The 26,341-nt window shown below is 39.8% G+C and carries 31 protein-coding genes; 27 read left to right on the top strand and 4 right to left on the bottom strand.

Annotated elements, in window-relative coordinates; genetic code table 11:
* Window positions 1–105: 105 nt before the first annotated feature.
* The 5 genes from ACJROX_RS29815 (at window position 106) to ACJROX_RS29795 (ending at window position 5,056) form a co-directional block, all read left to right on the top strand.
* On the top strand, window positions 106–618 hold the full coding sequence (locus tag ACJROX_RS29815) for a GNAT family N-acetyltransferase (protein ID WP_408011839.1): 513 nt from the start codon (window positions 106–108) through the stop codon (window positions 616–618).
* 274 nt (window positions 619–892) lie between these two features.
* The gene (gene yhfH / locus ACJROX_RS29810) at window positions 893–1,030 is read left to right on the top strand and encodes a protein YhfH (RefSeq protein WP_408008773.1); all 138 of its coding nucleotides are present in this window, start codon (window positions 893–895) and stop codon (window positions 1,028–1,030) included.
* A gap of 249 nt (window positions 1,031–1,279) precedes the next feature.
* Window positions 1,280–2,563, top strand: coding sequence for an isocitrate lyase (gene aceA, locus ACJROX_RS29805; protein WP_408008772.1), 1,284 nt, complete (start codon window positions 1,280–1,282; stop codon window positions 2,561–2,563).
* 718 nt (window positions 2,564–3,281) lie between these two features.
* Entirely contained in the window at window positions 3,282–4,460 is a 1,179-nt protein-coding gene (locus tag ACJROX_RS29800; RefSeq protein ID WP_408008771.1) for a hypothetical protein, read from the top strand.
* 8 nt (window positions 4,461–4,468) lie between these two features.
* Window positions 4,469–5,056, top strand: coding sequence for a hypothetical protein (locus tag ACJROX_RS29795; protein ID WP_408008770.1), 588 nt, complete (start codon window positions 4,469–4,471; stop codon window positions 5,054–5,056).
* Window positions 5,057–5,262: 206 nt separating this feature from the next.
* On the opposite strand, the gene ehuA is transcribed toward ACJROX_RS29795, so the two are convergent.
* From ehuA to ehuB, 4 genes are all read right to left on the bottom strand, one after another.
* Complete coding sequence (ehuA, locus tag ACJROX_RS29790; protein ID WP_408008769.1) at window positions 5,263–6,057, bottom strand: ectoine/hydroxyectoine ABC transporter ATP-binding protein EhuA; 795 nt, start codon at window positions 6,055–6,057, stop codon at window positions 5,263–5,265.
* A gap of 43 nt (window positions 6,058–6,100) precedes the next feature.
* Window positions 6,101–6,772, bottom strand: coding sequence for an ectoine/hydroxyectoine ABC transporter permease subunit EhuD (ehuD, locus tag ACJROX_RS29785; RefSeq protein WP_408008768.1), 672 nt, complete (start codon window positions 6,770–6,772; stop codon window positions 6,101–6,103).
* Window positions 6,769–7,425: an ectoine/hydroxyectoine ABC transporter permease subunit EhuC gene (ehuC, locus tag ACJROX_RS29780; protein WP_408011838.1), complete on the bottom strand. Its 657-nt coding sequence runs from the start codon at window positions 7,423–7,425 to the stop codon at window positions 6,769–6,771. The genes ehuD and ehuC overlap by 4 nt, the downstream gene beginning before the upstream one ends.
* 169 nt (window positions 7,426–7,594) lie before the next feature.
* Window positions 7,595–8,443: an ectoine/hydroxyectoine ABC transporter substrate-binding protein EhuB gene (ehuB, locus tag ACJROX_RS29775; RefSeq protein WP_408011837.1), complete on the bottom strand. Its 849-nt coding sequence runs from the start codon at window positions 8,441–8,443 to the stop codon at window positions 7,595–7,597.
* 751 nt (window positions 8,444–9,194) lie between these two features.
* Here ehuB and gvpA point away from each other — a divergent pair.
* From gvpA to hemF, 22 genes are all read left to right on the top strand, one after another.
* A complete protein-coding gene (gvpA, locus tag ACJROX_RS29770; protein WP_408011836.1) occupies window positions 9,195–9,452 on the top strand; it encodes a gas vesicle structural protein GvpA in 258 nt (85 codons plus the stop codon).
* A 61-nt stretch (window positions 9,453–9,513) separates the two neighbouring features.
* Window positions 9,514–9,963, top strand: a complete 450-nt coding sequence (gene gvpT / locus ACJROX_RS29765) for a GvpT/GvpP family gas vesicle accessory protein (protein WP_408011835.1) — start codon at window positions 9,514–9,516, stop codon at window positions 9,961–9,963.
* 30 nt (window positions 9,964–9,993) lie between these two features.
* The gene (gene gvpQ, locus ACJROX_RS29760; protein ID WP_408008767.1) at window positions 9,994–10,461 is read left to right on the top strand and encodes a gas vesicle protein GvpQ; all 468 of its coding nucleotides are present in this window, start codon (window positions 9,994–9,996) and stop codon (window positions 10,459–10,461) included.
* A 33-nt stretch (window positions 10,462–10,494) separates the two neighbouring features.
* On the top strand, window positions 10,495–10,758 hold the full coding sequence (gvpJ, locus tag ACJROX_RS29755) for a gas vesicle protein GvpJ (protein ID WP_408008766.1): 264 nt from the start codon (window positions 10,495–10,497) through the stop codon (window positions 10,756–10,758).
* A gap of 62 nt (window positions 10,759–10,820) precedes the next feature.
* Window positions 10,821–11,096 carry a gas vesicle protein GvpO gene (gvpO, locus tag ACJROX_RS29750; RefSeq protein ID WP_408008765.1) on the top strand — a complete coding sequence of 92 codons (276 nt, stop codon included), beginning with the start codon at window positions 10,821–10,823 and terminating at the stop codon, window positions 11,094–11,096.
* Between the two features lie 16 nt (window positions 11,097–11,112).
* Window positions 11,113–12,024, top strand: coding sequence for a gas vesicle protein GvpN (gene gvpN / locus ACJROX_RS29745; RefSeq protein WP_408008764.1), 912 nt, complete (start codon window positions 11,113–11,115; stop codon window positions 12,022–12,024).
* Window positions 12,025–12,055: 31 nt separating this feature from the next.
* Window positions 12,056–12,823 carry a GvpL/GvpF family gas vesicle protein gene (locus tag ACJROX_RS29740; RefSeq protein ID WP_408008763.1) on the top strand — a complete coding sequence of 256 codons (768 nt, stop codon included), beginning with the start codon at window positions 12,056–12,058 and terminating at the stop codon, window positions 12,821–12,823.
* Complete coding sequence (locus ACJROX_RS29735; protein WP_408008762.1) at window positions 12,823–13,080, top strand: gas vesicle protein GvpG; 258 nt, start codon at window positions 12,823–12,825, stop codon at window positions 13,078–13,080. The genes ACJROX_RS29740 and ACJROX_RS29735 overlap by 1 nt, the downstream gene beginning before the upstream one ends.
* Window positions 13,081–13,090: 10 nt before the next feature.
* Window positions 13,091–13,897: a GvpL/GvpF family gas vesicle protein gene (locus ACJROX_RS29730; protein ID WP_408008761.1), complete on the top strand. Its 807-nt coding sequence runs from the start codon at window positions 13,091–13,093 to the stop codon at window positions 13,895–13,897.
* Between the two features lie 17 nt (window positions 13,898–13,914).
* Window positions 13,915–14,175, top strand: a complete 261-nt coding sequence (locus ACJROX_RS29725) for a gas vesicle protein (protein ID WP_408008760.1) — start codon at window positions 13,915–13,917, stop codon at window positions 14,173–14,175.
* Window positions 14,150–14,440: a gas vesicle protein K gene (locus ACJROX_RS29720; protein WP_408011834.1), complete on the top strand. Its 291-nt coding sequence runs from the start codon at window positions 14,150–14,152 to the stop codon at window positions 14,438–14,440. Before ACJROX_RS29725 ends, ACJROX_RS29720 begins: the two co-directional genes overlap by 26 nt.
* Before the next feature lie 179 nt (window positions 14,441–14,619).
* Entirely contained in the window at window positions 14,620–14,958 is a 339-nt protein-coding gene (gene gvpJ / locus ACJROX_RS29715; protein WP_408008759.1) for a gas vesicle protein GvpJ, read from the top strand.
* 21 nt (window positions 14,959–14,979) lie between these two features.
* On the top strand, window positions 14,980–15,798 hold the full coding sequence (gene gvpT, locus ACJROX_RS29710) for a GvpT/GvpP family gas vesicle accessory protein (RefSeq protein ID WP_408008758.1): 819 nt from the start codon (window positions 14,980–14,982) through the stop codon (window positions 15,796–15,798).
* Between the two features lie 24 nt (window positions 15,799–15,822).
* Complete coding sequence (gene gvpU / locus ACJROX_RS29705) at window positions 15,823–16,236, top strand: gas vesicle accessory protein GvpU (protein ID WP_408008757.1); 414 nt, start codon at window positions 15,823–15,825, stop codon at window positions 16,234–16,236.
* Between the two features lie 148 nt (window positions 16,237–16,384).
* On the top strand, window positions 16,385–16,636 hold the full coding sequence (locus ACJROX_RS29700; protein WP_408008756.1) for a hypothetical protein: 252 nt from the start codon (window positions 16,385–16,387) through the stop codon (window positions 16,634–16,636).
* A 5-nt stretch (window positions 16,637–16,641) separates the two neighbouring features.
* The gene (locus ACJROX_RS29695; protein ID WP_408011833.1) at window positions 16,642–17,043 is read left to right on the top strand and encodes an FkbM family methyltransferase; all 402 of its coding nucleotides are present in this window, start codon (window positions 16,642–16,644) and stop codon (window positions 17,041–17,043) included.
* 217 nt (window positions 17,044–17,260) lie between these two features.
* Window positions 17,261–18,973, top strand: coding sequence for an ABC transporter ATP-binding protein (locus ACJROX_RS29690; protein ID WP_408008755.1), 1,713 nt, complete (start codon window positions 17,261–17,263; stop codon window positions 18,971–18,973).
* On the top strand, window positions 18,974–20,812 hold the full coding sequence (locus ACJROX_RS29685) for an ABC transporter ATP-binding protein (RefSeq protein WP_408008754.1): 1,839 nt from the start codon (window positions 18,974–18,976) through the stop codon (window positions 20,810–20,812).
* Between the two features lie 274 nt (window positions 20,813–21,086).
* Complete coding sequence (locus ACJROX_RS29680) at window positions 21,087–22,295, top strand: CdaR family transcriptional regulator (RefSeq protein WP_408008753.1); 1,209 nt, start codon at window positions 21,087–21,089, stop codon at window positions 22,293–22,295.
* Between the two features lie 138 nt (window positions 22,296–22,433).
* Entirely contained in the window at window positions 22,434–23,600 is a 1,167-nt protein-coding gene (locus ACJROX_RS29675; RefSeq protein ID WP_408008752.1) for a glycerate kinase, read from the top strand.
* Between the two features lie 280 nt (window positions 23,601–23,880).
* Complete coding sequence (locus tag ACJROX_RS29670) at window positions 23,881–25,080, top strand: class I SAM-dependent rRNA methyltransferase (RefSeq protein ID WP_408008751.1); 1,200 nt, start codon at window positions 23,881–23,883, stop codon at window positions 25,078–25,080.
* Window positions 25,081–25,275: 195 nt separating this feature from the next.
* Window positions 25,276–26,256 carry an oxygen-dependent coproporphyrinogen oxidase gene (gene hemF / locus ACJROX_RS29665; RefSeq protein ID WP_408008750.1) on the top strand — a complete coding sequence of 327 codons (981 nt, stop codon included), beginning with the start codon at window positions 25,276–25,278 and terminating at the stop codon, window positions 26,254–26,256.
* The last annotated feature ends 85 nt before the right edge of the window (window positions 26,257–26,341 follow it).

Raw genomic sequence — 26,341 nt, 5'->3', positions numbered from 1 at the left:
CATTTTGAAAAGTATCCGATGGCTCAAAATCCCTATGACAAAGATCCCGAATTTACCATCATGATTCCAATTACAACATAAAACTATGCAAGTATTAGAATATAGATTAATAACATCAAAGGAATTAATCCCCGATCTGTTCACGACTTTCAGCCGTTTTCAAGAGATCAAGTATGGTACAAAGAGAATGACCAATACGCTATTAAAACCGATCACTTCATAGAGGATTGGGATGAAAATAAAAAACGTCTAGTCTTACAGGAGTTGCGAAATTCCATACAGTATGGCGGAATTGTTGCAGGTTCTTTTTCAGAAGCACCTTTGATTGGCTTTGCGAGTGTAGAAGGTGAGTTTTTCGGATCTAATGATGATTATCTCGAACTCTCTTATATCCATGTATCGAACGAATACCGTAACAAGGGTGTAGGTAACAAGCTGTTTAAGATGTGTTGCGCGGAAGCAAAACAAAAAGGGGCATACAAGTTATATATTGCTGCCCATCTATCAATTGAAACCCAACATTTTTATATAAGTTTGGGGTGTAGTTATGTAAAAGAGATTAATCAGAACGTATTCGAAAGAACCTTTAGATCTACAAATGGAATTCATACTAAATAGAGAGCTTCCACCAGAGAAGCTCTTTTTTTTAGTGGATTTCATCTTCACAACATAGATGCTTTTAAATTCAATATTCTGTAATATAACAGAAATAAATTGATCGAAACAAAAAAATATTTCTATAAACCCTTATATAACAAGGTTTATAGCTATATGAGTTGTTAAAATTTCAAAAAAATCAAAAAATGGGTACACAAACTCACCTGTCTTATGTATACTGTACTATAACAGAGAAACCAAAAAATGATTTGATCTAAAAAAGGAGGAATTACAAATGGCGATGGAGAATCCGGTTCAATTTTTCAAAAACTTGCCTAAGAAAAAATGCCCTGAGTGTGGACAGACGATCAAGGAACAGGCTGAGTCGTATTTCATGGAATGTGAACACTGCCTGTCAAAAAAAGCAGAATAGAAGGATGAGGGTGTTCCTCGTCCTTTCTATCGTCTTTTTAATACTTAGGAGGATGAATGGAAGTGAAAATCTGGAGGGTTAAGGTGGAAATGTTCAGAGAGTTGAAGGGTGACGATATGAATAAAACCATAAGTTAATCGTTATTCAAAAGAGCGTTTAAAGATGGTTGATAGTAAATGATCATTTTGAGAATTCTTTAAGAACCCAGGTTATCAAAAAAAACTAATGTTGATTAGGGAGGATCCTACATTGAGTAAAGAAAAGATTGAGAATTTACAGGATTATTGGAACGAAGATGGACGATGGAAAGGCGTTACAAGGCCGTACACAGCTGAAGATGTGATCCGGTTAAGAGGCTCGATTGAAATAGAACATACTTTAGCTAGACATGGTGCTGAGAAGCTTTGGAAACTACTTAAAACAGAGGATTTCGTCAATGCCCTTGGTGCTTTGACTGGAAACCAGGCGATGCAACAGGTGAAAGCAGGTTTAAAGGCGATTTACTTGAGTGGATGGCAAGTTGCAGCAGATGCGAACCTATCAGGAAATATGTATCCAGACCAAAGCCTTTATCCAGCTAACAGCGTTCCGCAAGTTGTGAAAAGAATCAATCAAACTTTGCAGCGAGCTGATCAGATACAATGTATGGAAGGTACAGGTGATATCGATTGGTTCGCCCCGATCGTGGCTGATGCGGAAGCGGGGTTTGGCGGACAGTTGAATGTCTTTGAACTTATGAAAAGTATGATTGAAGCAGGAGCTGCTGGAGTCCACTTTGAGGATCAATTATCTTCTGAGAAAAAATGCGGGCATTTAGGCGGAAAGGTATTACTTCCAACCCAGACTTCTGTCCGTAATTTGATTTCAGCACGGTTTGCTGCTGATGTGATGGGGGTACCTACAATTATTGTCGCACGTACTGATGCAAACGCTGCGGACCTTATCACAAGTGATATTGATCCAGTGGATGCAGATTTCATTACAGGTGAGCGTACAGCAGAAGGATTTTACCGTACGAATGCTGGAATCGACCAGGCAATTGCCAGAGGGCTTGCTTATGCGCCTTATGCTGACCTGGTATGGTGTGAAACATCTGAACCGAATATTGAGGAAGCTCAACAATTCGCAGAGGCAATTCATGAAAAATATCCTGGTAAACTTCTCGCGTATAACTGTTCACCATCTTTCAACTGGAAAGCAAAACTTGATGATCTCAAGATTGCTAAATTCCAGAAGGAACTCGGAAAAATGGGGTATAAGTTCCAATTTGTCACATTAGCAGGATTCCATGCATTAAACCACAGCATGTTTGAATTGGCAAGACAATACAAGGATCGAGGAATGGCTGCATATTCTGAGCTTCAACAAGCCGAGTTCACAAGTGAACAATACGGTTATACAGCTACTAGACACCAACGTGAAGTTGGAACAGGCTATTTTGATGAAGTAGCAAAAGTTATCTCAGGTGGGACTTCCTCCACAACCGCTCTTAAAGGCTCGACAGAAACTGAACAATTCCACTCAGCTAACTAGTGATCCATCAAAAATCGATATTTTCTTCCCCCTTCTGAATAAATGATTCAGAAGGGGGTTTTTGGTTGATCACTTGAATGTATCCTTCGTCCAGTTCGAATCTTCTTCTATAGGTGTTTTTTTATGACATATTATGCTTTGTTCCTATCTTGTCTTTTATATTTAGAGTAATTTTGTACAATCTTTCTACATCTTCTTCCTACCTTGTATAAATTACAACATATTTCTAAAGTCGCTTCTTCCTCTTTTACCTCTTTTCGCTCCAAGGCAAGAAAGTTTTTATTGTTTATTTAACTCTTGTATTCCTTACCTACTTCCTCCTCCAGATTAAATTTATCATTTACCTCTTTGTAAGTCATTCCTATCTACTATTCTACTTCGATTTTAACATTCTAAAATTAACAATATATGACAAAATAAGACCCCAATAATTTACAGGAACAACCTTGTTTTCGTCTGTTAAGAGAGCGGGGGAGGGGGTTATTTACCTATATATTGGAATGTATACAAAAAGGTAAACATGTACACAAAATGTAAACATTAAGTATACAAAAGCGTGTACATGTTTACATATACGTATACATATTGATATATCAACTGTTTACAAATTGTGTACAAGTATACAAAAAAGAACACGAAAAAAGACGCATTGACTATTTTGCCATTGTCTAATAAGTTTAATCTATTAAATACTTTCTCTGAGAGGGGTAATATTTTTATGGCTAAATCAAGAATTGCTGCGGTTGATGTTGGTAATGATGCAGTAAAAGCTAATTTTGGAAAACTAGAAAATTCATTGTATATTCCTAATGTGATTGCAAGAGACATGGAAGACCGTCCTGTCATCGGAATTGAAGAATTGGATGAAAAAGACCCAATCGATAACATACATATACGCGTCCATTCTCCAGCTTTAAAAGAAAATAATGCGGTTTATCGTGTTGGTAATCTAGCAACGAAAACTAGTAACTCCACAGAATTGGATCCGGGAAGCAGTAAATCAGAAGAAGACCAAACGTTGATCATGCTATTTGCTTCACTAGCATTAGATGCAGTCGGTTATGGAAGAAATCAATCAAGGGACAATAAAAAAGTGATCGAAGCAAATTATACACTTGGAACAGGATTACCATTAAGAGAAGTTAAAGAAGGCAAAGATGTCGGTTACCGTTCTCAACTACTAGGGTCAGTCCACCAGATCGAATTTTTGGTCACACCCCGTTATCAAGGATTGAAAGTTAACATCAAGTTTGATGAGGTCAAAGTATATCCTGAAGGATTTGCAGCGTTTGTGAATCTAGTAATGGATAATGACTTGAATATCATTAACAAAGACTTGATCGACAAACAAATCCTTATTCAAGATATTGGAGGTCTTTCTACGGATATCGCCGTAATCCGTAATCGGAACGTTGATGATGACAAAGCACAAGGATTCAATTTAGGTGTTGCAGAATCCCTTGAAATGATCCGTGATGAAATTTTGACGAAACATGGCGTCGAACTGGACAGTCGCAGGGATGTTGTCGATATCATCACTAGAAAGAACAATCGTCACCACATCATGGTAAAAGGAAGCCGTACAAACGTGCATGACATTACAGACCGAATCCTTTTAGAGCTTGCAAAAAAGCAATACCGTTATCTGAGAAACGTATGGCAACGTAACTCTCAAACAGAGATTTGCTACTTTGTAGGCGGTGGTTCTGCTGTCCTCAAGGATTATCTGAAGATGTTGAATAACAACTTGGAAGGATTCAATATTGAATTCTTTGAGGATGAAAATGAAAGTGTCTGGATGATGGCAAATGCTTATTACAAGCTGATTTCTGATTTCATCCGTAAAAATACTAAAGATACGAAAGAAGAGAAGAAAGAGACTGCATCTGCTAAGTAGGTGATTGTATGAATGGTTCTAAAAAAAGTGTAGAACGAGGTCAAACGATAACATTTCGTGTGCCCTCTGATACACCGGATCATCTTTTAAAACAACTGCAAAGGTTGAAAGAAACTGAGAAAAGAAACTTTTCTAGTAAAATAGCTCAGTTTGTTCTACAAGGCGTAAATGAATCCTTTGCTAAAGAAAGAGAAACGATTACAATCCCCCTTCCTAAGCAGTTGACGAAAGAACAGCGAAATTGGATCAAGCACGAGCATTCCGAAGCACTTATAGGCAGTATCATGTTCCATTTGCTTAATGACCCAATGCGCGCAACTACGCTTCTTGCTTCCTTGAATAGTAATTCGGTTGATATTGATGAAGCACTTTATTTGCAAGAAGATGAGGCAGCTGCTACACTACCGGACTTACATCAAGAAACGGTTAACACGGCTAAACCTGCAAGCAAAAAGCACAAATGGGTAGAAGACGACGATGATTTAACCGAGTTCAACTTGGATAATCTACAGGCTAAACTTCACAATCAACAAGAAGACGATTCTGAAGAGGATGAAGATCCGCTGGGTGACTTCCTATCCAGTATGAATAAGTAATAGAAAAAAAGTAGCGAAAAATAACCGCTACTTTTTTTCTATTGACGCTATATTCTTGTTGGTGATTATCAATAGCAAGATAGCAAATTGCTTTATGCGTAATTCGCGACACTTCAGCGGGAAAAGCGATTAAGGAGGCTTGTGGATCCGCGGAAAGGGAGTGAATTTCGCTGAAATCCATCATAAAGTATAACAGTGCCTTTATATTAAGTAGTACTCAAAAAACGCTTAAGGAAGGATTGGAGTCTAGGGCTTTGTGGGTTTTCCAATATTTCTTTAGGACTTCCCTGTTCTTCAATTAGTCCATCATGCAGGAAGACGATGCGATCGGCTACATCACGTGCAAAATCCATTTCATGTGTAACGAGAATCATGGCCATATCAGATTCCTTTGCAATTTCTTTAATCACCTGCAATACTTCCCCGACGAGCTCTGGATCCAATGCAGAGGTTACTTCATCGAAGAGCATAATTTTCGGCTGCATAACAACGGCTCTGGCAATTGCAACTCGTTGTTGCTGGCCGCCAGATAGTTGAAGAGGATAAGCATCGATTTTTTCCCCAAGCCCGACCTTTTCAAGCATGTCTTTTGCACGTTTTTCAGCTTCAGCCTTAGGAATACCTTTTACATGGATCTGAGCTTCCGTTACATTTCTTAGAATCGTCATATGAGGGAATAGATTGAATTGTTGAAAGACCATACCGATATCCCCGCGGATTTTTCGTAAATGGTTTTCATCGGCAGGCATCAATTTACCGTTTACCTCTTTATGCCATAATGGAGTGCCGTCTACCTTTATGATACCGGCAGTAGGTTTCTCCAATGTCATCAACATTCTGATGATTGTGGTTTTCCCTGAACCACTTGGTCCTATTAATGCAACTCTTTCTCCTTGATTGATATCAAGGTCTAATCCTTTTAAAACCTCTAAATCATCAAATTTCTTTGTAACCTTTTCATATTTAACAAGTGGTTGATTTTGAACCGAATTTTTTGTCATTGTTCCTTCCTTTCTCCTATTGTCATTCATTAGCTTGGATTATTTAACGGCTTCCCTTTCCGTAAGCCTGGTTTGACCATTTTTCAAGTCTGTTGATAAGTAGAGCAGATGGATAACTGAGCAGAAGAAATAGTAAGCCGACAATGGTTAATGGCTCCAGATATTTGAAATGATCTGCTCCAATCAAGAATGCTTTTTGTAGAAATTCAACTACTCCGATTGCCATTAAGAGTGGAGTTTCTTTAAATAAAATAATCAAGTAATTTCCAAGCATTGGGATAACAGGGGGGATTGCTTGAGGGAGAATGACTTTAAACCATGTTTGTGATTTGGTAAAGTTCAATGCTCTTGCAGCTTCCCATTGCCCTTTTTCAATCGAGTCGATCCCAGAACGATACACTTCTGACACATATGTACTGTAATGGATCCCTAAGGTAAGGATTCCTGCTACATATTTGTTAAGAGATATACCTATCAACGGTAACGCAAAATACACAAAAAATAGTTGGACTAATGGCGGTGTACTGCGTATAAATTCAATAAAACCGTATACAGTCCAAGACAGAGGCTTGAAGCTTGATCTTCGTGCGAAGGTTAATATCAGACCAAATACAAGAGCGACTGCATAGGCACCAAATGTTATTCCAATTACAAGCCAAATTACATTGAATATTTCCGGGAAAACTTTTATGGCAAACTCCCAATCCCAACTCATGCCTTGGCCACTCCTTTCGATGCTCTAGCCTCTAATCGCCGTACGATGATAATAAGTGGTAGAGCGATGATGAAATAAAGAATCAATAATAATACAAATACAGGGACCGTGTAACTAAGATTTGTATTTTGGATGATCAATCCACGGTAGGTCAAATCCCCTAAAGTAATGAGTGATACAAGGGAAGTTCCTTTCAGCAGTTCAATCGAGTTGTTTCCCAAACCCGGAAGCATAATCCGGAATGCTTGAGGTAAGATGACCAATTTCAAACGTTGCCATCGAGTCATATTCAAAGCGATGGAGGCTTCAGTCTGCGTTTTGGGAATAGCGAGGATTGATCCTCTTACAACCTCAGAGGCATAAGCCCCGTAGTTTAAACTTAATGCTAATACCCCTGCCCAGAAAGCTGAAAACTCTACACCAAATGCAGGTAAGGCGAAGAAGATCCAGAACATTTGCACGAGCAAGGAGGTGCCACGGAATAATTCTACGTAAATCATGGTCAAGGTTCGAATGATTGAAAACTGTGATACTCTCCCTAAACCAGCTATAAAAGCGATCAAATACGTTAATAATGCAGATGTTACTAAGATTTTGATCGTCATCCATCCTGCCGGTAATAATTTATGTAAGATGTCCAAATAAACGTTAATGTTGTCCCACACCCTTCAATTTTGGATTATATGAAAAGGATCTATGGAAAGACGTTTTAAAAGATCTTTCATAGAAATTGAACTGATGAAGCCTTTAAGAAAAGAACAGGCCCTCCTTTTTATAGAGCGCCTGTCTTCATATTCATTACTTGCTATAAAAGGAACGGGTCTATTCACCGCATAAAGCTTCTGTTGTCATATCTCCTGGCAGGTCCTCTTCAGTGAACCCGAATGGTTGTATAATTTCTAATAGTTCTCCAGACTCCTTCAATTTTTCAAGCTCTTTGTTATAGGCTTCGATAAGTTCTCCATCTGATGGGTTGAATGCTGCAGCACCATACCCCCGTACACTCTCTCCATCCACTGTCGGTTGTGTGAAATCTTCTACACGATCGATATTCTTAGCATTTGCCGTTTCGAGGGCAGCTTCAAGAGTTGGACCAGTCATTGTAATCGCATCTACCCTGCCTGATTCAAGGGCGGAAATATTCGCTGGAATATCAGAAACGATTTCCATTTGGCTATCTTTAACTCCCGCCGCCTTTAAATAATCAATTTCAATGGCACCGTTCATGACAGAAATTTTTGCATCAGGATTATTCGCGATATCTTCATAACTGTGAAGGTCCAACGGGTTTCCTTTTTGAACTGCGAGAGATTCTCCTATACTGTATTCTGGCTCACCAAATGCCACCTCTTTGCATCTATCTGGTGTTATGTACATGCCGGCTGTGATGACATCAAACTTTCCAGCTTTCAATCCTGGAATCAATGAACTGAATTTTACCAATTCACCATCCATTTCCTCTATACCTAACTCTTTGAAAATTGTCCTGGCAATTTCGACAGCTTCTCCAGTAAGTTTTCCATTTTCATCTTCATATGCGTAAGGATTTTCACCAGCAAAACCAACGGTAATTTTTCCTTCTTCCTTAGCCCGATCAAATGTTGAAAGATCACTATCGACATCAGAATTGTTTCCACAAGCTGTTAGTAAAAGCATTGTGGTGATCACCATAAATAAAGATAGTCTTTTCAATTTTTAAACCTCCTTAAAAGTTTTTAATATAAGGCTTTGTTAAATTTTAATGTTGATTTCTAATAGAAAAAATGCTAAATGCGAAATTCGTGATACTCCTGCGGATAAAACGAGCCAGGCGAGACCCCGCAGCGAGGAACGCGCGAGAAGGCTTGTGGATCGCCCGCGGAAAGGGAGTGAATTTCGCAAAATTCAACAATGAAGTATAACAGAGCCAAATATAAAGAAAGATTTGAGAGTTTTAGTGAGAGATAACAGTATAAAAGATTCTTAGACGAAAGAACTATCTTATTAGTATAGTGAACTATAATCTAGGACACAAAGCCTAAATATGGTTATATATTCAAATTTTAAGCAATGTAAAATTTACAACGGGCAATAAGTTTGAATATTCTCACAAATGCTCTGAAATGCTCAAAAATTGTCTTTTTTTGAGTAATTACATAAGGGAATCATCATTATTGCCTGTTTATATTTTTTGTAATCTAATTGTTACGTTTGTTTTATTCAGACACCAAGAGCGTAAAAATTCCTTTTGTTAAGGGATTCTATTATTACATCAAAATAGTATTAGAAAAAAATATATAAAAAAACTGGTACTCGATATCCATCTTTACCCAACAGTGGTTTTAAGACCAAATCAAAGGGGGTATATTCCCACTAAATTCAAATATTCAGTTTGGTTAGACTCTTAATCACTTTAATAATAACCGAAAGGAGAATGTGGACCATGAGCATTCAAAAAAGTACAGATAGTTCCAGCCTTGCCGAAGTGATCGATCGGATTTTAGATAAGGGAATTGTAATTGACGCATTCGTCAGAGTTTCACTTGTTGGCATTGAAATTTTAACGGTTGAAGCGAGAGTGGTCATCGCCAGCGTAGATACCTGGTTAAGATATGCCAATGCTGTTGGATTACTACGTGATGATGTACAAGAAGAAGGACTAGTAGAAGAAAATGGCAGACAGGGGCAATTAAGCTTTTAAAATATATGAGGCTGGCAAACTCTAAATTGTGAAGAATACTAGAGAAGGGAATCGAATCGGGATGACAGATAAACAAAAAAATAATCAACCAACAAATGAACAACAACAAAATTCTATGAATTTTGCCATAATTGGAGGGCTTGTTGGTGCTAGCATCGGTCTCCTATCAAGCCCTGGCACTGGAAAAAAGGTTATGAACAGCCTTGGTCAATCAGAAGTGGTAAGGGCTGCAGGAACCGAACTAAGAAGATCAGCACAACAGATGATCACAGAACAGGCTATGATGGCACTGCGGCAAACCGCAGCAGGTTATTGGAATAAATATGAAGGAAGTTTATTGAAACAAGGCGGAGCTTTTCTAAAACCAAGTAATGACGAGCAGGAAAGTGAAGAATCCGTCATTGAGAATGATGAAAAGTACGATGAACTGAAAGAAGAAAATAAAAGTTTGAACGAACAATTACAACGAATTGAGGAAAAATTGAATGCTTTGCTTGAGGAGAAAAAGTAATGTTTAGGCAACCTTAAAGGGGGAATTCCCATGAGTGATAAACCTGTAAAAAAGGTTGTTCGTAAAGCAGTCATCAAAGCAATTGAAAAGACTCCTGACTCTATTAAAGAGAAGGTAAAGGAAGAAGCAAAAGAAAAAGCAAAAGAAAAGATGACAAGTGAGCTTCAATCCAAAGCTAATGAAGCTTCTGAAAAATTAGCGGATGCTAAAGATCGGAATGCGGATAAAGTTCATGAAAAAGCAGAAAAGGCACAAGACAAAGTACAAGACGTCTTATTGTCTGTCAGAGAAAAACTGGCAAAAATCAAAGAAGCTGGGGAAGAGTTCCAAGAAAAAATATCTTCCTCGGATAATAAAGATACAAAGAAATTGAAAGGCGTTCAAAATATTAAAGGCGTCAACAATATCAAGAGCTATAAAGATGTAAAAAGTTCAACAGAAATAAAAAGCTCAATGGATATTAAATCTTCAAAGGATATTAAGACATTGGGATCTTAAATCATTAAACCATATGGAGAGGAGAATGGTAAAATGGCTGTTCAAAAAAGTACAGATAGTTCTAGTCTTGCAGAAGTGATCGATCGGATCCTCGATAAGGGGATTGTCATCGATGCTTTCGTCAGAGTTTCTGTTGTGGGTATAGAAATTTTAACAGTTGAAGCACGGGTAGTTATCGCAAGTGTCGATACATGGCTGCGTTATGCAGAAGCAGTTGGATTGGTGCGGGATGAAGTGGAAGAAGAAGGGTTACCTGCACAATCAAATGAAAGAAGAAATGCACAATTCAGCATATAGAGGTGTGAGGGCTTGTAATAAGCCCTCTTCCCTCATAACTCAAATGGTTAGTGGAGGCGGCTATGGAAATTAAAGAAATCATGCAAAATGTGACTGATTTTTTCAAAGAGCATGTTGCCCCGCCGCATAAGATCACATCGGTAGAGGCAATGGAGGAAAAAGAAGGCTGGAAGGTCACAATCGAAGTAATCGAGGAAAAAGAATATATGAAAAAGTATGCAAAAGACGAAATGATTGGAACCTATGAAGTCTTAATCAATCAAGATAAAGAGGTCACCTCGTTTAAAAGACTGGATGTTCGCTTTAGAAGCGCTGTAGATGTTGAGTCTAGGAGGTAACCAGAGGGAGGCTTCAATGGCTGTATTGAAAGAACAGGCAAAGAAAGATACAAGAGAACTGATAAAAGATCCAAAAACCGAACAGTTGCTTTCCAGATCTTTGCAATACCTGAACGCCGGATATCCGCTCCATTTCATAGGACCTACCGGTGCAGGCAAAACATCGCTTGCACTAGCCGTTGCAAAGAAACGGAAGAGGCCTGTCATGGTTATGCATGGCAACCATGAACTGAACAATAAGGATTTGATCGGTGATTTTACAGGTTATACAAGCAAAAAGGTCATCGATCAGTATATACGTTCTGTATACAAAAAAGATGAAAGTGTAACGGAGACTTGGAGAGATGGCCGTTTGCTTGAAGCAGTCAAAAATGGGTATACCCTCGTTTATGATGAGTTTACACGATCCCGACCAACGACGAACAATCTTTTTTTATCAATATTGGAAGAGGGTGTTCTCCCGTTGTACGGGTCAAAACTTACAGAACCCTTCTACAGGGTACACCCTGAGTTTTCAGTGATTTTCACTAGTAATCCAGCAGAATATGCTGGTGTCTATAAAACACAGGATGCCTTGATGGATCGATTGGTCACAATCTACGTGGATTACAAAGATATAGATGGGGAAACAGAAATCGTAGCCGAGAAAGTTGGGATTGATGAAAGTGATGCCAGGGCGATTACGACCCTTGTATCAAATTTACGTGTCCAATGCTCCAAGGAAACGAGCAATGTTCCGAGCATAAGATCATCGATCATGATTGCAACGATTGCTTTAGAAGAAGATATTCTAATCGATGGCGAGGATGAAGAATTTCAACAACTTTGTCTCGACATACTTTCTTATCCGATGAGCCGTTGCATTGAAGCTGAAGACCCTCGCACAGCAGCAGAAGAGCTGATAAGAAAAGAATGCAATAATATATGACCATGTAATCATGGAAAAGGAGAGTAATAGAATGGGCGAGCAGGAAGAGAAGGGGATATATCTATTTTGTGGGATACAGACCGAACAGGATGACGATTTTGGAACAGTGGAAATAGAAGGGACTGAACGAAAAATATTCACAATCAGATACAAGGATGCGGCCATGGTTGCAACCGAAGTGCCGATGAAAATCTATCACCCCAATAGAGATAATTTGATGTTTCATCAGAACACTGTATCCAAAGTAATGGATCAAAATGATACGGTAATCCCGATCAGCTTCGGAAATGTTTTCAAGACTACGGATGATGTAAAGGTCCTGTTGGAAAACTTGTATCCACAATTCAAGAAACTATTCCCTGAAATTAAAGGGAAAATAGAAGTTGGTTTAAAGGTTATCGGAAAAAAGGGATGGCTTGAATCAAAGGTCAACGAAAATCCTGAAGCCGTCCAGAAAGCAGAGGCCGTTAAAGGTAGATCAGAGGCTGCAAGCTATTTTGAGCGTATCCAGTTAGGTGGAATAGCCCAAAAGATGGTTCAAGAAATACAAAATGATATAGAAACGGAAATTTTTGCACCTCTGGAGAAAACGGCTGAAGCAGCTAAAGCAAATGAGTCTCTTAGTGAGACCATGCTCTTGAATGCTTCTTTCCTAGTTGATAGAGATAAAGAGGAATTGTTCGATCAAAAGGTGAACGAAGCTCATGAAAAATGGAAGGATAAAGTTGATTTCAAATATACAGGTCCTTGGCCAGCCTACAATTTCATCAATATCCGCTTGACCGTCGAGGAAAGCTGATGTTGCATAAAATCGTCACTGCACCAATGAATTTGGTCATTAAAGTAGGCGAAAAGGTGAAAGAAGAAGTCGACAAGGAACTGTATGACCTTCCAACGATTCAACAGAAGCTCATCCAGCTTCAAATGATGTATGAACTAGAAGAAATACCAGAAGATGTTTATAAAGTGAAAGAAGAAGAGTTATTGAACCGATACGAAATTGCAAAACAAAAAGAAATAGAACAATGGGAAGAACTGACCAAGAAGAAGGAATGAGGTAATGGGGATGGATCAACTAATCTATTTATACGGTTTAATTCCAACATCAGCTACAGCACAAAAATCATTTCCATCGTTTCAAGGGTTCGACGGCGAGTCAGAGATTTATACGATCCCGATAAACAAGGTTACTGCTGTTGTTTGTAATCTTGACGCAAATGGGCATTCAGAAGAAACCATCAAAGAGAAGATTGATAATGACATGGAATGGCTGCAGGAAAAAGCATTCCATCATCATAAGACACTGGTTGCGTTATATAAGGAATATACCGTTATACCTTTGAAGTTCTGTACGATTTATAAAAGTGAACAGAGCATGTATGACAAGATTCAAGCGAGTGAAGAAAAAATCGAACAGACTTTTGAATCACTTGAAGGTAATGAAGAATGGAACCTTAAAATCTACTGTGATGATGAAAAGTTAAAACAGGATGTCAGTAAAAACAATTTCGAAATCGAAGCGAAGAAAAAAGAGATCAGTACACTGACACCTGGGCGACAATTTTTTGAAATGAAAAAGATCGATGAGTTGGTTGAAGCGGAACTTGAAAAGGAGAAAAACCGTGTATGTGAAGAGTTACATGAAAAGCTGAAAGAGTTTTCCGTTAAAGCTGAAATCAAAAGAAATTGGAGCAGGGATGTCACAGGTCTAAAAGAGAATATGGCGTGGAACAGTGTGTTTCTTCTACCAGTCGACAAAGTTGATTCTTATTTGGAAGAAGTCAAAAGACTAGAAAAGGAACTAGGACAAACTGGTTGGAGGTTTGAAGCTTCAGGGCCTTGGCCGGCTTATCATTTTTCCAGCTTTTCGTGAAGAGAGGGATCTGATGGATGTCACAAAGAGAATCGATTGAAAACAAGGAAATTGCACTTATAGATATATTAGATGTCATTCTTGATAAAGGAGTGGCAATAAGGGGAGATATCATTATTTCAATCGCGGGTGTAGATCTAGTGTACTTGGATTTACGTGTATTGATCTCCTCAGTAGAAACCCTCGTACAAGCACACGGCAATAAAAATTTATCGTCTGAAAACTTTGAAAGACAAAGGGGTGAACTGAATGATGCAATCGGAGAGTCAAACAAATAATTCACGGATAAACATCGACCCGGAAAAATCCGAACAAGGACTAGCTCAATTAGTCATGACAGTGATCGAATTATTACGACAAATTGTCGAACGGCATGCAATCAGACGGGTAGAAGGTGGAAACCTTACGGATGAACAGATTGAAGACCTCGGTGTCGCCCTCATGAATTTAGAAGAAAAAATGGAAGAACTAAAGAACATCTTCGGCCTTGAAGCTGAGGATTTGAATATAGATTTAGGTCCTTTAGGAAACCTTCTTAGGTAGATATTTTTCATCAGGATCAAGGACCAAGGGCTCATGTACCAGTGTCCGCAAGTGTACTTGGAGAATGAATCGCCTTGGTACAAATCATAGTGAAACAAGCAAAAACTATTGATAAACGGCGAATTTGATTCGTGACTCGTTTTGAACGGTCCAGAAAAAGGACCAAGGAGGGATATACAATGGCTGTACAACATCCAGTGGAATCACATTCAGTCGTCGATGTCTTAGAAAAGATTCTAGATAAAGGTGTCGTTATTGCAGGAGATATCCGAGTAGGGCTTGCGGACATCGAACTGTTGACAATCAAGATCCGCCTGATCATCGCATCAGTTGATAAAGCGAAGGAAATCGGCATGGATTGGTGGGAAACGGATCCTTACTTGAGTTCTAAAGCATCAGAAGAGCAAAACAAAGCATTAGAGGATGAAAATAAGGCATTGAAAGAACGCTTGGAACAACTTGAAAACAATTCAACTCACACCGATCAAACTAATCGTTTGAATGCTGAAGATATTTAATAATAAACGGAGGGGAAAATTATGGTAGACAAGGAAAAGCAGGCTAAAAACATGGTGACAGGTAGACCGATCAAACGTACAGTGGCAGGCGGTATACTTGGTGCTACAGTTGGATATCTTGCCACACCTGAAAATGGCAAGAAACTTTGGGCACGGGTCGATAAAGAAGCATTAAAAAACAAAAGTATGGATTTGAGCCGATCAGCGAAAGAAAAATCCAAGCTAGCTGCCCAGAGCCTTAAAACCTCTACTACGAATTTCTTGAATAACAGAAAACGCAAAGATTCTGAAGAAAGTGAAAGTGCTGAAACAGAAGTCAGCGCTACGACGGAAACGGCAGATGAGAAGGATACCGAAAATGATTCCCAAGAAATTGAAAACTTGAGAGAAGAAAACCAAAAGCTCCAGGATCGGTTGAATTCATTAGAAGAGAAAATGAATAAATTGCTTGATAACAAAGATGAATACGAAGAAGAAGATAAAGAGAACCAAAACAAAGGAAAAGGCAACAAAGGTGAAAAAACCAAAAACGAAGATAGTGATGAAGATGAAGACGACGATGAGAAAGAAGAATCCACGAATCGAAAAAAACCAAGCTCAACTTCAACAAAGAAAAAGCAATCTAAAAATACGAAAATAGAAGAAAAAAAAGACGATCGTGAAGACAAAGACGATGATGAAGAGGAAGAAGAAAGAGAAAAGCAGAATACCAATGCCAAGAAATCAAACAGGACAAATGGAAAAAAGAAGACATCATCTAACAAAACCAACAAAGAAGACAAAGACGATGATGAAGATGAAGACACATCACTAACAAGTGATGATGACACTTCGTCATAACTGAATAGTAAAGGAGTGATTATTATGAGTTCAGTTGTACCAAAAGATAGTATACTCGAATATTTCGTGAAAGCAGCGAATACAGGTGATTTCACGTTAGATATTACATTGAACGTGAATGGTTCTGTGATATCAGGTACGATGATTTCTGCGAAGAAATATTTCGAAGAGCTTAGTGGTAAACTTGAAGATGGCAGTAAGATTGCTCAAAAGTTAAGTGATGACCTTTCGGAAGCAAGTGAAGCAGCGGATTCACATGATGGTGGAGAAGCAAATTTTATTCATATGAAAAACACCCGTGTATATTGCGGAGACAATAAACCGACACCTTCTAAAGGTAAGATCCTTTGGAGAGGGAAAATTGAACAAATAGATGGCTTTTTCCTTGGCAGAATTTCAGAATCGAAAAACGGTAACGACAACAGTAAAAAATCCTAATAGAAGACAACAAACGAATGACGGGGAAACCCGTCATTTTTGTTTGTGACATCAGTCTAGTCTTCAGGTTTTTAATAAACTTCTGTCATTTCCGTTACGGGATATGAAAAGACTCATATGAATATAAAAAAGGATGGGGGGTAATGGATTGGGGGAGCCTCAACTGAATGCCGTAAAGCCACCGGATATTGAAGAAATATTGTATTTCCGAGGAGATTCTACAGATTACGATACGTTCAAATACGTGTTTTATGAAAAGGAATACCGTTTGTCAACATTGACGTTTAAACCTGAATGGATTATCGATGGCGGCGCAAATGTCGGGTATACGAGTGTCTATTTTGCAGAACAATTTCCAGATGCGAAAATAGTGGCGGTAGAATCAGAACTTCTAATGTAGAAGTGATGAGAGAAAACATCAGGAATTATGATCAGATTGAACTTCTACATGCCGGTTTATGGAACAAGAATACGTATTTGAGAGTAAAGGATGTTGGTTTAGGCGAATGGGGGATGATGGTAGAGGAAATCGAACGGTCTGAACTAGGTGCATTTAAAGCAGTCACAATCGACTCCATTGTTGCAGATTTCGGTATAGAAGAGATTGATATCCTGAAACTGAATATTGAAGGCGCTGAGAAAGAGTATTTCACAAGGGTACGAGAGTTGGTAGGCAAGGTGAAAATCTTGATCATCGAGCTTCATGACAGGATGAAACCTGGCTGCAGCAGAGCATTTTATAAAGCAATAAAGCCAACGTCATTTTATATAAAAAAAGTTGTTTTAAGCGGAAACAATGACCATTGATTCGAGAACTTAGACCAATTGACTTTCCCTTTTTTCTTCTTCAACCAAAGGAACAGCCGGATCCCCTTCTTTTATGCATCATAAAGAGACTTGAAAAAAAGAGGATTGTTTCCAGGGGAAACAGAATAGGTTTAAGAGGAGCGGCCATTCCGGTACGCTCTTTTTTCTATATGCTGTATAATTATTACAACATCAAGAAACACCGGGGGTTCTATAAATGAAAAAGGCCTTTTCCTATTTACATACATATAAATTATCGGTTTCCATTGCTTTATCACTTATGGTCCTTGAATTGATCGTTGAATTGGTACAGCCTTTGCTGATGGCGAAAATCATTGACGATGGCATCTTACTGGAAGATTTATCGATTGTAGCAGTATGGGGGAGCGTTCTGCTCGGACTATCACTGATAGCATTTGCAGCAGGCATCACGAACTCCTTTTTTGCAGCTCATGCGAGTCAAGGTGTCGGCCATGACTTGCGAAGAGACCTTTTTCATAAGGTACAAGAATTCACGAGCAAACACTTTCAGACATTCTCCACTCCAGGGCTTGTGACGCGTATGACCAACGACGTTACACAAGTTCAAGGTTTATTATTCATGTTGATGCGAATTGCCCTGAGAGCGCCTTTATTCATTGTTGGCGGTATCATCATGGCTTTCTTCGTCCACCCAGGGCTTGCAACCTACCTTCTATTATCAGTTCCAGCCTTACTTCTTTTTTTATTTTGGATTTTGACGAAAGGTATTGTCTTGTTTCGTAAAGTTCAAGAAAAGCTTGACCGCGTAAATACAGTCATTCGTGAAAATTTATCAGGAATCCGCCTGATCAAAGGGTTTAATCGTGGCGCATATGAGGAGGGAAGGTTTAAACAGGAAAACCATTCATTGGTCGACCAAAATAAAAGAGCGTTATGGATGATAGAAGTGGCGATGCCTGTGGTGATGCTGGGGATGAACATTGTCATCATCCTTATCCTTTGGATTGGTGCGGTTCAGCTCAATATGCAAGAAGTCCAGGCAGGAGAACTTGTCGCGATCATCAATTACGCAACCCGAATCCTTTTTACATTTTCGGTCTTCACCTTCCTCATCATGAACTATTCGAGAGGCAGCGCCTCAGCTACAAGGATTGCTTCAGTGCTAAATGAAAAAACGTTACATCATTCTGAAGTTCTTTCCTTACAATCTATCAGTGGAAGTGTACGTTTTGAAAATGTTTCGTTCCGGTATAGTGATCAATCCGGGGATGTTTTAAAGGGAATTACTTTTTCAACTGATGAAAATAAGACGGTCGGGATATTGGGGGAGACGGGATCCGGCAAGACAACGCTCTTGAATTTGATTCCGAAACTGTTAGAAAAATCGTCGGGGCATATTTTCATAGATGGAACAGAAATTGATGAGATTGATAATGAACATTTAAGAAAGCAGATGAGCGTCGTACCTCAAGAAGCCCACCTGTTCTCAGGGAGTGTAAAAGAAAATATCGAGTGGGGAAAGGACGGGGCAACAATAGAGGAGGTCATCAGTGCAGCTAAGGATGCGCAGATTCATGATTTCATCATGAGTTTACCAGATGGGTATGATACGAGAATTGGTCAGAAAGGAATCACCTTATCAGGCGGACAGAAGCAGCGGCTTTCGATTGCCCGTGCTCTTGTACGCAAGCCGAAAATCCTGATATTGGATGATAGTACGAGTGCCCTCGATGCCCACACGGAAGCCAGATTGCTTCAAACATTGAAAAAACAAGCGTGTACGGTTTACATTGTCGCACAAAAGATCAGTTCAATCCGAGCGGCAGACCAGATCCTCCTGTTGCATCAAGGAGAGCTGATCGGAAGTGGAAATCACGAAGGCTTGCTGCAAACAAGCCCCTTCTACCAGAGTGTTTACAAGTCCCAAATGGAAGAGGATGTGATCTAGATGTCAAAATCAACTGTACAACGGGATCGTACGCCTCAGCATCCTCATCGCCGGCATCAAGGCATCGGTACAAAGCCGCCAAAAGTCGAAAATTTGTGGTCGACACTAGCAAGAATTTGGACCTACATCAGAACTGAGAAGAAATTATTCATGTTTGTCCTGTTCATCGTAGTGATCAGCTCGTTATTGTCGCTACTAGGCCCTTATTTGTTAGGAGTTGCTGTCGACAAAATCATTTCAGATCCTGCAACGGAAACTCTTCTCCAAATGGCAGGGCTATTATTGGCTGTGTATATTCTTCATTCTGTAACATCCTGGATGCAGAACTATTGGATGATCGGGATTTCCCAAAACACCGTATACTCGATGCGTAATCATTTGTTTTCACATATACAACGGCTACCGTTGCTATTTTTCCAAAGACGTCAGCATGGTGAGCTAATGAGCCGTCTCACTAATGATATGGATAATGTGAGCCGAACCTTGAATTCTGCTGTTATCCAATTTACTACAAGTGTACTGACGATCACTGGTACGATTGCAATGATGATCTGGTTAAGCCCGATCCTTACCCTGTTGACATTGACGATTGTTCCGGTCATGTACTTCGGTATGAAGTGGATTACGAAGCGAACAGGACGATATTTTAAAGAGCAGCAAAAGCATTTAGGTGAAATGAATGGCTATGTTGAAGAAATCTTTACAGGTCATGAGATTATTAAGATGTATTCGCAGGAAAAGCGTGTGATTGATGACTTTTCCGAAAAAAATGAATCGTTGAGGAATGCGAGCTACTGGGCTCAGACTTATTCGGGATTTATTCCAAAACTCATGAACATGCTTAATAATGCAAGCTTCGCTATTATAGTTGGTGCAGGGGGGATTTTAGCCCTGAACGGGTTTATATCGATTGGAGTGATTGTTACATTCACGACGTATTCGAGGCAATTCACCCGTCCATTGAACGACCTGGCAAACCAATACAATATGATTCTCTCAGCGGTTTCTGGTGCGGAACGTGTTTTCCAAATCATTGACGAGGCTGAAGAAAAAGAAAATGATAAGGATGCAGAAGATATCGAACAAATCGAAGGAGATATCGTATTTGAATCAGTTTATTTCTCTTATGAAGATGACCAGCCGATTTTAAAGAATATAAATTTCCATGCAGCAAAAGGGGAGACGATAGCGCTCGTAGGTCCAACCGGTGCAGGAAAAACGACAATCATCTCCCTTTTGTCCAGATTTTATGAAAACGATGAAGGACACATCTACATAGATGGCAAAGACATCAAAACAATCACACGGGAAAGCTTGCGCCGACAGATGGGAGTCGTCTTGCAGGACTCGATGCTCTTCCATACGACGATACGTGAGAACATCCGTTATGGAAGACTTAATGCGACTGATGAAGAGGTTGAGAAAGTAGCGAAGGCGGCACATGTCGATGATTTCATCAAACGCTTGCCAGACGGATATGATACGATTCTGGATTCTGATGGAAAAGGGATCAGCCATGGACAGAGTCAGTTGCTATCGATAGCAAGAGCCATGTTAGCAAATCCTGCCTTGCTTATTTTAGATGAGGCGACAAGCAGCATCGACACCGTTACTGAAATGAAAATTACCGCTGCCTTAAAAACATTGATGAAGGGACGCACAAGTTTCGTTATCGCACATCGATTGAATACGATCCGAAGCGCTGATGAAATCCTTGTCCTTAGTGAGGGAGAAATCATCGAACAAGGAAACCATCGGGAACTGTTGAGAAAGAATGGATTCTATGCGGACCTCGTGCATACTCAAATCAGCGAGCAGAATGTTCTGAAGAAGTGTTGAGTTTTCAGGATTCAGCGCGTAAGCTGAATGTTAAGTTTTAAGTTTTGTTGCCGTACCAACTACAATTTTGATGAAATAAAGATGAAGAGCCAAAATATACAGGAAGTTCCACTATTGAAAATATAGGTGGCAGCCAGTAAATAACTAACTGAGCTATTTACTGAACAAGCTAGTGGAGCTGTCATCGCTGCTATCGAACAATCAAACGAAGAGTCAGACAATGGATCAATAATAACCGATCCTTCTTAAATTAATATCCTAAGAGGTGTGAAAGATGGTCATTTCCTCCAAAGTTGCACAATCGATTGTAGAAGAAACAGTAAAAATCATAGACAGAAATATCAATTTCATGGACGACCAGGCAAATATCATTGCAAGCATCGACCTAAATAGAATCGGTTATTTCCATGAAGGTGCGTGGACCGTCTTGAAGAAAAAAGAGGCGCTGATCATACATGAGGAAAATGAATATGAAGGGGCAAAAGCAGGCGTCAACCTGCCTGTGGAATTGAACAATCAAATCATTGGTGTCATCGGAGTAACCGGGAAACCAGGTGAGGTTGTCCAGTTTGGTGAGGTCATTAAACGAATGACTGAAATACTTTTAAAAGAAGCCTATTTAGAAGAACAAGTCGAACTCGAAAGCAGGGCGAAGGAATCATTCATCAACCAATGGCTCGCCGGGGATTGGGAAAATGATAAGTTATTCGCGGCTAGAGGTTGGATTCTTAAAATCAATGTGCATATTCCCAGGATAGCGGTAGTATTAGATGTGAGAGATTTTAATCATATTCTGTATGAAAAACTGAAAAGCTATGAAGCAGATGTTAAAGGGGAATTGGAATTCCAGCGGTTCAGACGAGAGATTTTGAATTTAATCCGGGAACATTTCCCAGAGCAAAGCCAACATGTCATCATTCCTTCAGGAAGTACAAAGTACACATTATTATTATCAGTAGATGAAAAGGCCACGGACAAAAAAATGAAAGAGATAATTCGCTACAGGCTAGATATGATCCAATCAACGATCCAAACCGCTTATGGTTTCAAAACAGCTGCCGGGATCGGTCAGGCATATCACGATCCAAGGGAAATTTCAATCTCTGTACAGGAAGCCGAACGTGCATTATTACATGCAAAAAATCGCAGTCAGCCCCTATTTTTCATTGATGAATTAGGTATAGAAACTTTTGCCTATGAGCTTTCGGATGAGACACGGGAGGCATACATCCAAAAGGTTCTCTTGACTGAAACGGGCAATGATCTATCCCAGATCGTAAATATATTGGAATGTTACTTTGAGGTGAATGGATCGATTACCCAAGCGGCTGATAAGTTGTTTATTCATAAAAATACATTGCAATACCGGTTGAAGCGGATCAAAGAAATGACTGGTTATGACCCTCGGGTGTTAACAGATGCGGTCAACCTTTATGTTGCTTTAATATTTTATAAGATTAATAAAGGTCCAGATAGGAGCTGATACTAAGTCAGCTCTTTTTGTTATATGAAATAAAAATGAGAAATTTTAAGATTGATATTTTGTCCTTTGTAACATAGATAGCGGTTTCGTTTTTTTAGTAAGATAGTAACAACACTAAACAAAAAGCAGGTGATTGCAATGAAAATAATCATCGCCCCGGATTCTTTCAAAGGGTCAATGACGAGCATTGAAGCTTCTGAAGCGATACGTAAAGGTTTGTTAGAAGTCGATAAAGATCTTGACGTTATACTGATCCCGATGGCAGATGGGGGTGAGGGAACGGTTGAAGCTCTTACAGCCATCCTAGGAGGAGAAAAACAGTCAGAAGAAGTGAAAGATCCGATAGGACGTAAGGTACATGCGGCTTTCGGATGGATTGAGAAAACAAAGACGGCAGTAATCGAAACAGCGGCTGCATCTGGTCTTCCCCACTTAGAAGAGGGAGAGCTGGATCCTTACCATGCCTCTACTTATGGAACGGGCCAGTTAGTATCCCGGGCACTTGATCTTGGTGCGGATAAAGTGATCCTCGGTCTTGGGGGCAGTGCAACAGTCGATGCAGGAACTGGTTTTTTCGAAGCATTGGGAATCCGGTTTTTGGATGAGGGTGGGAACGGGGTCCAAGCCTCGGGTGGTACACTTGGTGAAATTAAATCCATTGATGCCACCAATTTGGATTCTCGCTTAGCAGATGTTGAATTCACGATTGCCTCTGATGTGAGCAATCCTTTACTAGGAAGAGAAGGAGCTGTTGCAGTATTTGGCCCGCAAAAAGGGGTTGCAGAAGATAAACTTGCTTTTTTTGAAAATGGGATGGCTCGGTATGCAGAAACCGTCACCTCTCATACGGGAAAAGATCACCGATCCGATGAAGGCAGCGGTGCGGCAGGTGGATTCGGTTTCTCCCTCCTAGCCTTTTTACAACCGAAGTTCGAGAGCGGCTTCACCTTGATTTCGAAATTAAGCGAGTTGGAATCACATATCAGCCAAGCCCGGCTTGTCATCACAGGTGAAGGTAAAGTCGATGCCCAGTCTTTGTATGGGAAAGTCCCTGTCGGAATCGCACGGATTGCAGCCAAGTACCACGTACCCACAATCGCATTTGCTGGGAAAATCGAAGGTGATTTACAGGCCGCTAAGCAACAAGGCCTTTCCTCAGTACTGCCGATCGTCGATGAACCTATGACATTGGCAGAAGCGATGGAGCAAGGACCAATCCTTTTACAAAGAGCGGCATCACGGTTCATGACAAACGTTCAATTATTAAGTGAGAAAAAGGAGAAGTCATCCAATCCAACCGGGTAAAGCTGGCATATACCCCTTCTTTCGATAATTGAAGAAGAGGATACGATTTTGAAGATTTTTTATCAGATCTAAAATTGATCAAATTAGGCCTATTGCAGTGTTGTTTTTGCAGTAGGTCCTTTTTTATAAGGAATTTGCTATTAAAAATCAAGAACAGAATCTACCAGCGGTTTATAGTTTCGTCTCGACCCGTTAGCAGAGTTTTGTTCACGATTTGAAAAGTGGTAGTATGGATTCAGAAGGTTTGAGCGATAAAATACATAAATGAAGGATGACTATCATGCCTAAAGAAATGATGCTGACGATAAAGTCGAAGTACTTCAATAAGTTAAAAGGCGGTTACCCGCTACTATTCAAGGAAGCGATCGTCAATTTAAACAATCTGAAGGAAGAAGGTACTCTTCTCAAGCTTGTCGATGAACAAAAGCGTTTCATCGGAAAAGGGTATTATGGCAAACAGAATAAAGGACTTGGTTGGATTCTGACGAGAAAAGAACATGAGGAAATTGATTACGAATTTTTCGAGCGTAAAATCAATAAGGCGCTTGAACATAGGAAAGCTTTCTTCGTAGATTCGCAGACGAACGCCTTCCGCCTTTTTAATGGGGAAGGAGATGGTGTCGGCGGTTTTACAGTCGATTACTTTGATGGATATCTTCTGATCAATTGGTACAGCGAAGGCATCTACCAGTTCAAGGACTTGATTAGAGAGGCGCTCCAAAGTTCAGTTGATTACAAAGGAATCTATGAAAAGAAACGTTTTGATCAAAAAGGGCAATACATTGAAGACGACGACTTCCTTACCGGAGAACGGGCTCAATTTCCGATCATCGTCAAAGAAAACGGCGTTCACTTTGCCGTTTATTTGAACGATGGCGCAATGGTTGGCGTTTTCCTCGATCAAAGGGATGTACGTAAGTCGATACGTGACCATCATGCGGAAGGGAAGACGGTATTGAATACTTTTTCTTATACGGGTGCGTTTTCTGTTTTCGCTGCGCTTGGAGGAGCGGCGAAAACGACAAGTGTTGACCTTGCCAACCGTAGTCTTAATAAGACGATTGAACAATTCAGCCTGAACGGGCTAGATTACGAAGCGCACGATATCCGTGTCATGGATGTTTTCAATTATTTCAAATATGCTGTCCGGAACAAGTTGAAGTTTGACATGGTCATCCTTGATCCGCCTAGCTTTGCAAGGTCCAAGAAACATCGCTTCAGCGCAGCGAAAGATTATAAAGATTTGATAAAAGAAGCAATTTCCATTACAGAAGATGATGGGATGATCATAGCCTCGACGAATTTTGCTGGTTTTGATATGAAAAAATTCAAATTATACGTAGAAAACGCGTTCAGGGAAATGAACGGAAAATATAAGCTTATTGAGGAACATTCACTTCCAGAGGATTTCAAGACGATTAAGGAATTTCCGGAAGGCGATTACTTGAAGGTACTTTTTATCAAGAAAATCAAAAGGTGATTTGAAAAAATATCGGCAGCTTAAGAGTGCTTTTCCATAAGGTTAACACTCTTTTTTTACACTCTTCTACAATATAAGTTAATATTTTACAAAATTCGGAGAATGCTGTATGTTTGATTCATGAAAGAGTCTAAGTCTTCAATGATCCTGAACAAACTAAATTTGCTTTTGAAAAAGTAAATCATGTGAGGGGGAGTGGCTGGTTTCTGGTTCAGTCATATACACAGGGACCAGCTTGTAGCTATGGGTATAAAAGAACAAACAAAAGCAGTTAGAGTCGACAAAGAATTGATTAGTAAATCGTTCAAATGCCTGCAGGATGACATTTGTAGTGAGATTGAAGCGTGTGATGGCAAGGAAAAGTTCATGGAAGAACTTTGGACACGTGACGAGGGTGGGGGCGGCCGCACCCGGGTTATTCAGAACGGGAAGATCATCGAAAAGGGAGGCGTCAATTTTTCAGAGGTTCATGGCCCTCTCTCCGACAAGATGGCGGATGTCCTTCAAGTTAATCGGGGTGGAACCTTCTACGCCACTGGGGTCTCAGTCATCATGCATCCAGTCAGTCCAATGGTACCTATCATACATATGAATGTTCGATATTTTGAAGTTTCAAATGGTGAGAAGTGGTTCGGAGGCGGAATTGATCTTACCCCGATTTACATTGATGGCCGTCAAGCAAAAATGTTCCACCAAAAGCTTAAATCTTTATGCGACCAACATCATCCTTCCTATTATCCGGCTTTTAAAAAATGGGCCGATGATTATTTTTATATTAAACACCGTAATGAAACACGAGGAGTGGGCGGGATTTTTTTTGACCGCCTTGGTATATCGAAGGAGTTCACTTTGGAAGACCGCTTTTCCCTCGTCCATGAAGTAGGCGAGGCTTTTTCCCGCATCTATACGGCACTAATTAACCAAAACAGACACCTGCCTTATGGAGAAGGCGAGCTGGAATGGCAACGGGTCCGAAGAGGACGGTATGTCGAGTTTAATCTTGTATATGATCGAGGCACGAAGTTCGGTTTGGATTCAGGAGGTCGTATCGAATCGATTTTCATGAGCTTGCCACCTGTGGCCAGCTGGACATATAACTTCCAACCCCGACCAAATAGTAAAGAAGCCGAAACGATGTCCATGTTGAAAAAAGACATCGATTGGATCAACATTTGAGAGATTTAAAGGGCTGACCGATTAGGTCAACCCTTTTTTTGGAATATAAGAAAGTATAAATTTTGGTAGCGGTGAAGTAATGTCT

It is taken from the genome of Pseudalkalibacillus sp. A8, assembly GCF_045920555.1.
In the GTDB taxonomy this organism is placed as follows: Bacteria; Bacillota; Bacilli; order Bacillales; family Fictibacillaceae; genus Pseudalkalibacillus.
The sequence above is the reverse complement of the archived record's forward strand: the minus strand, read 5'-3'. Positions and strand labels throughout refer to the sequence as shown.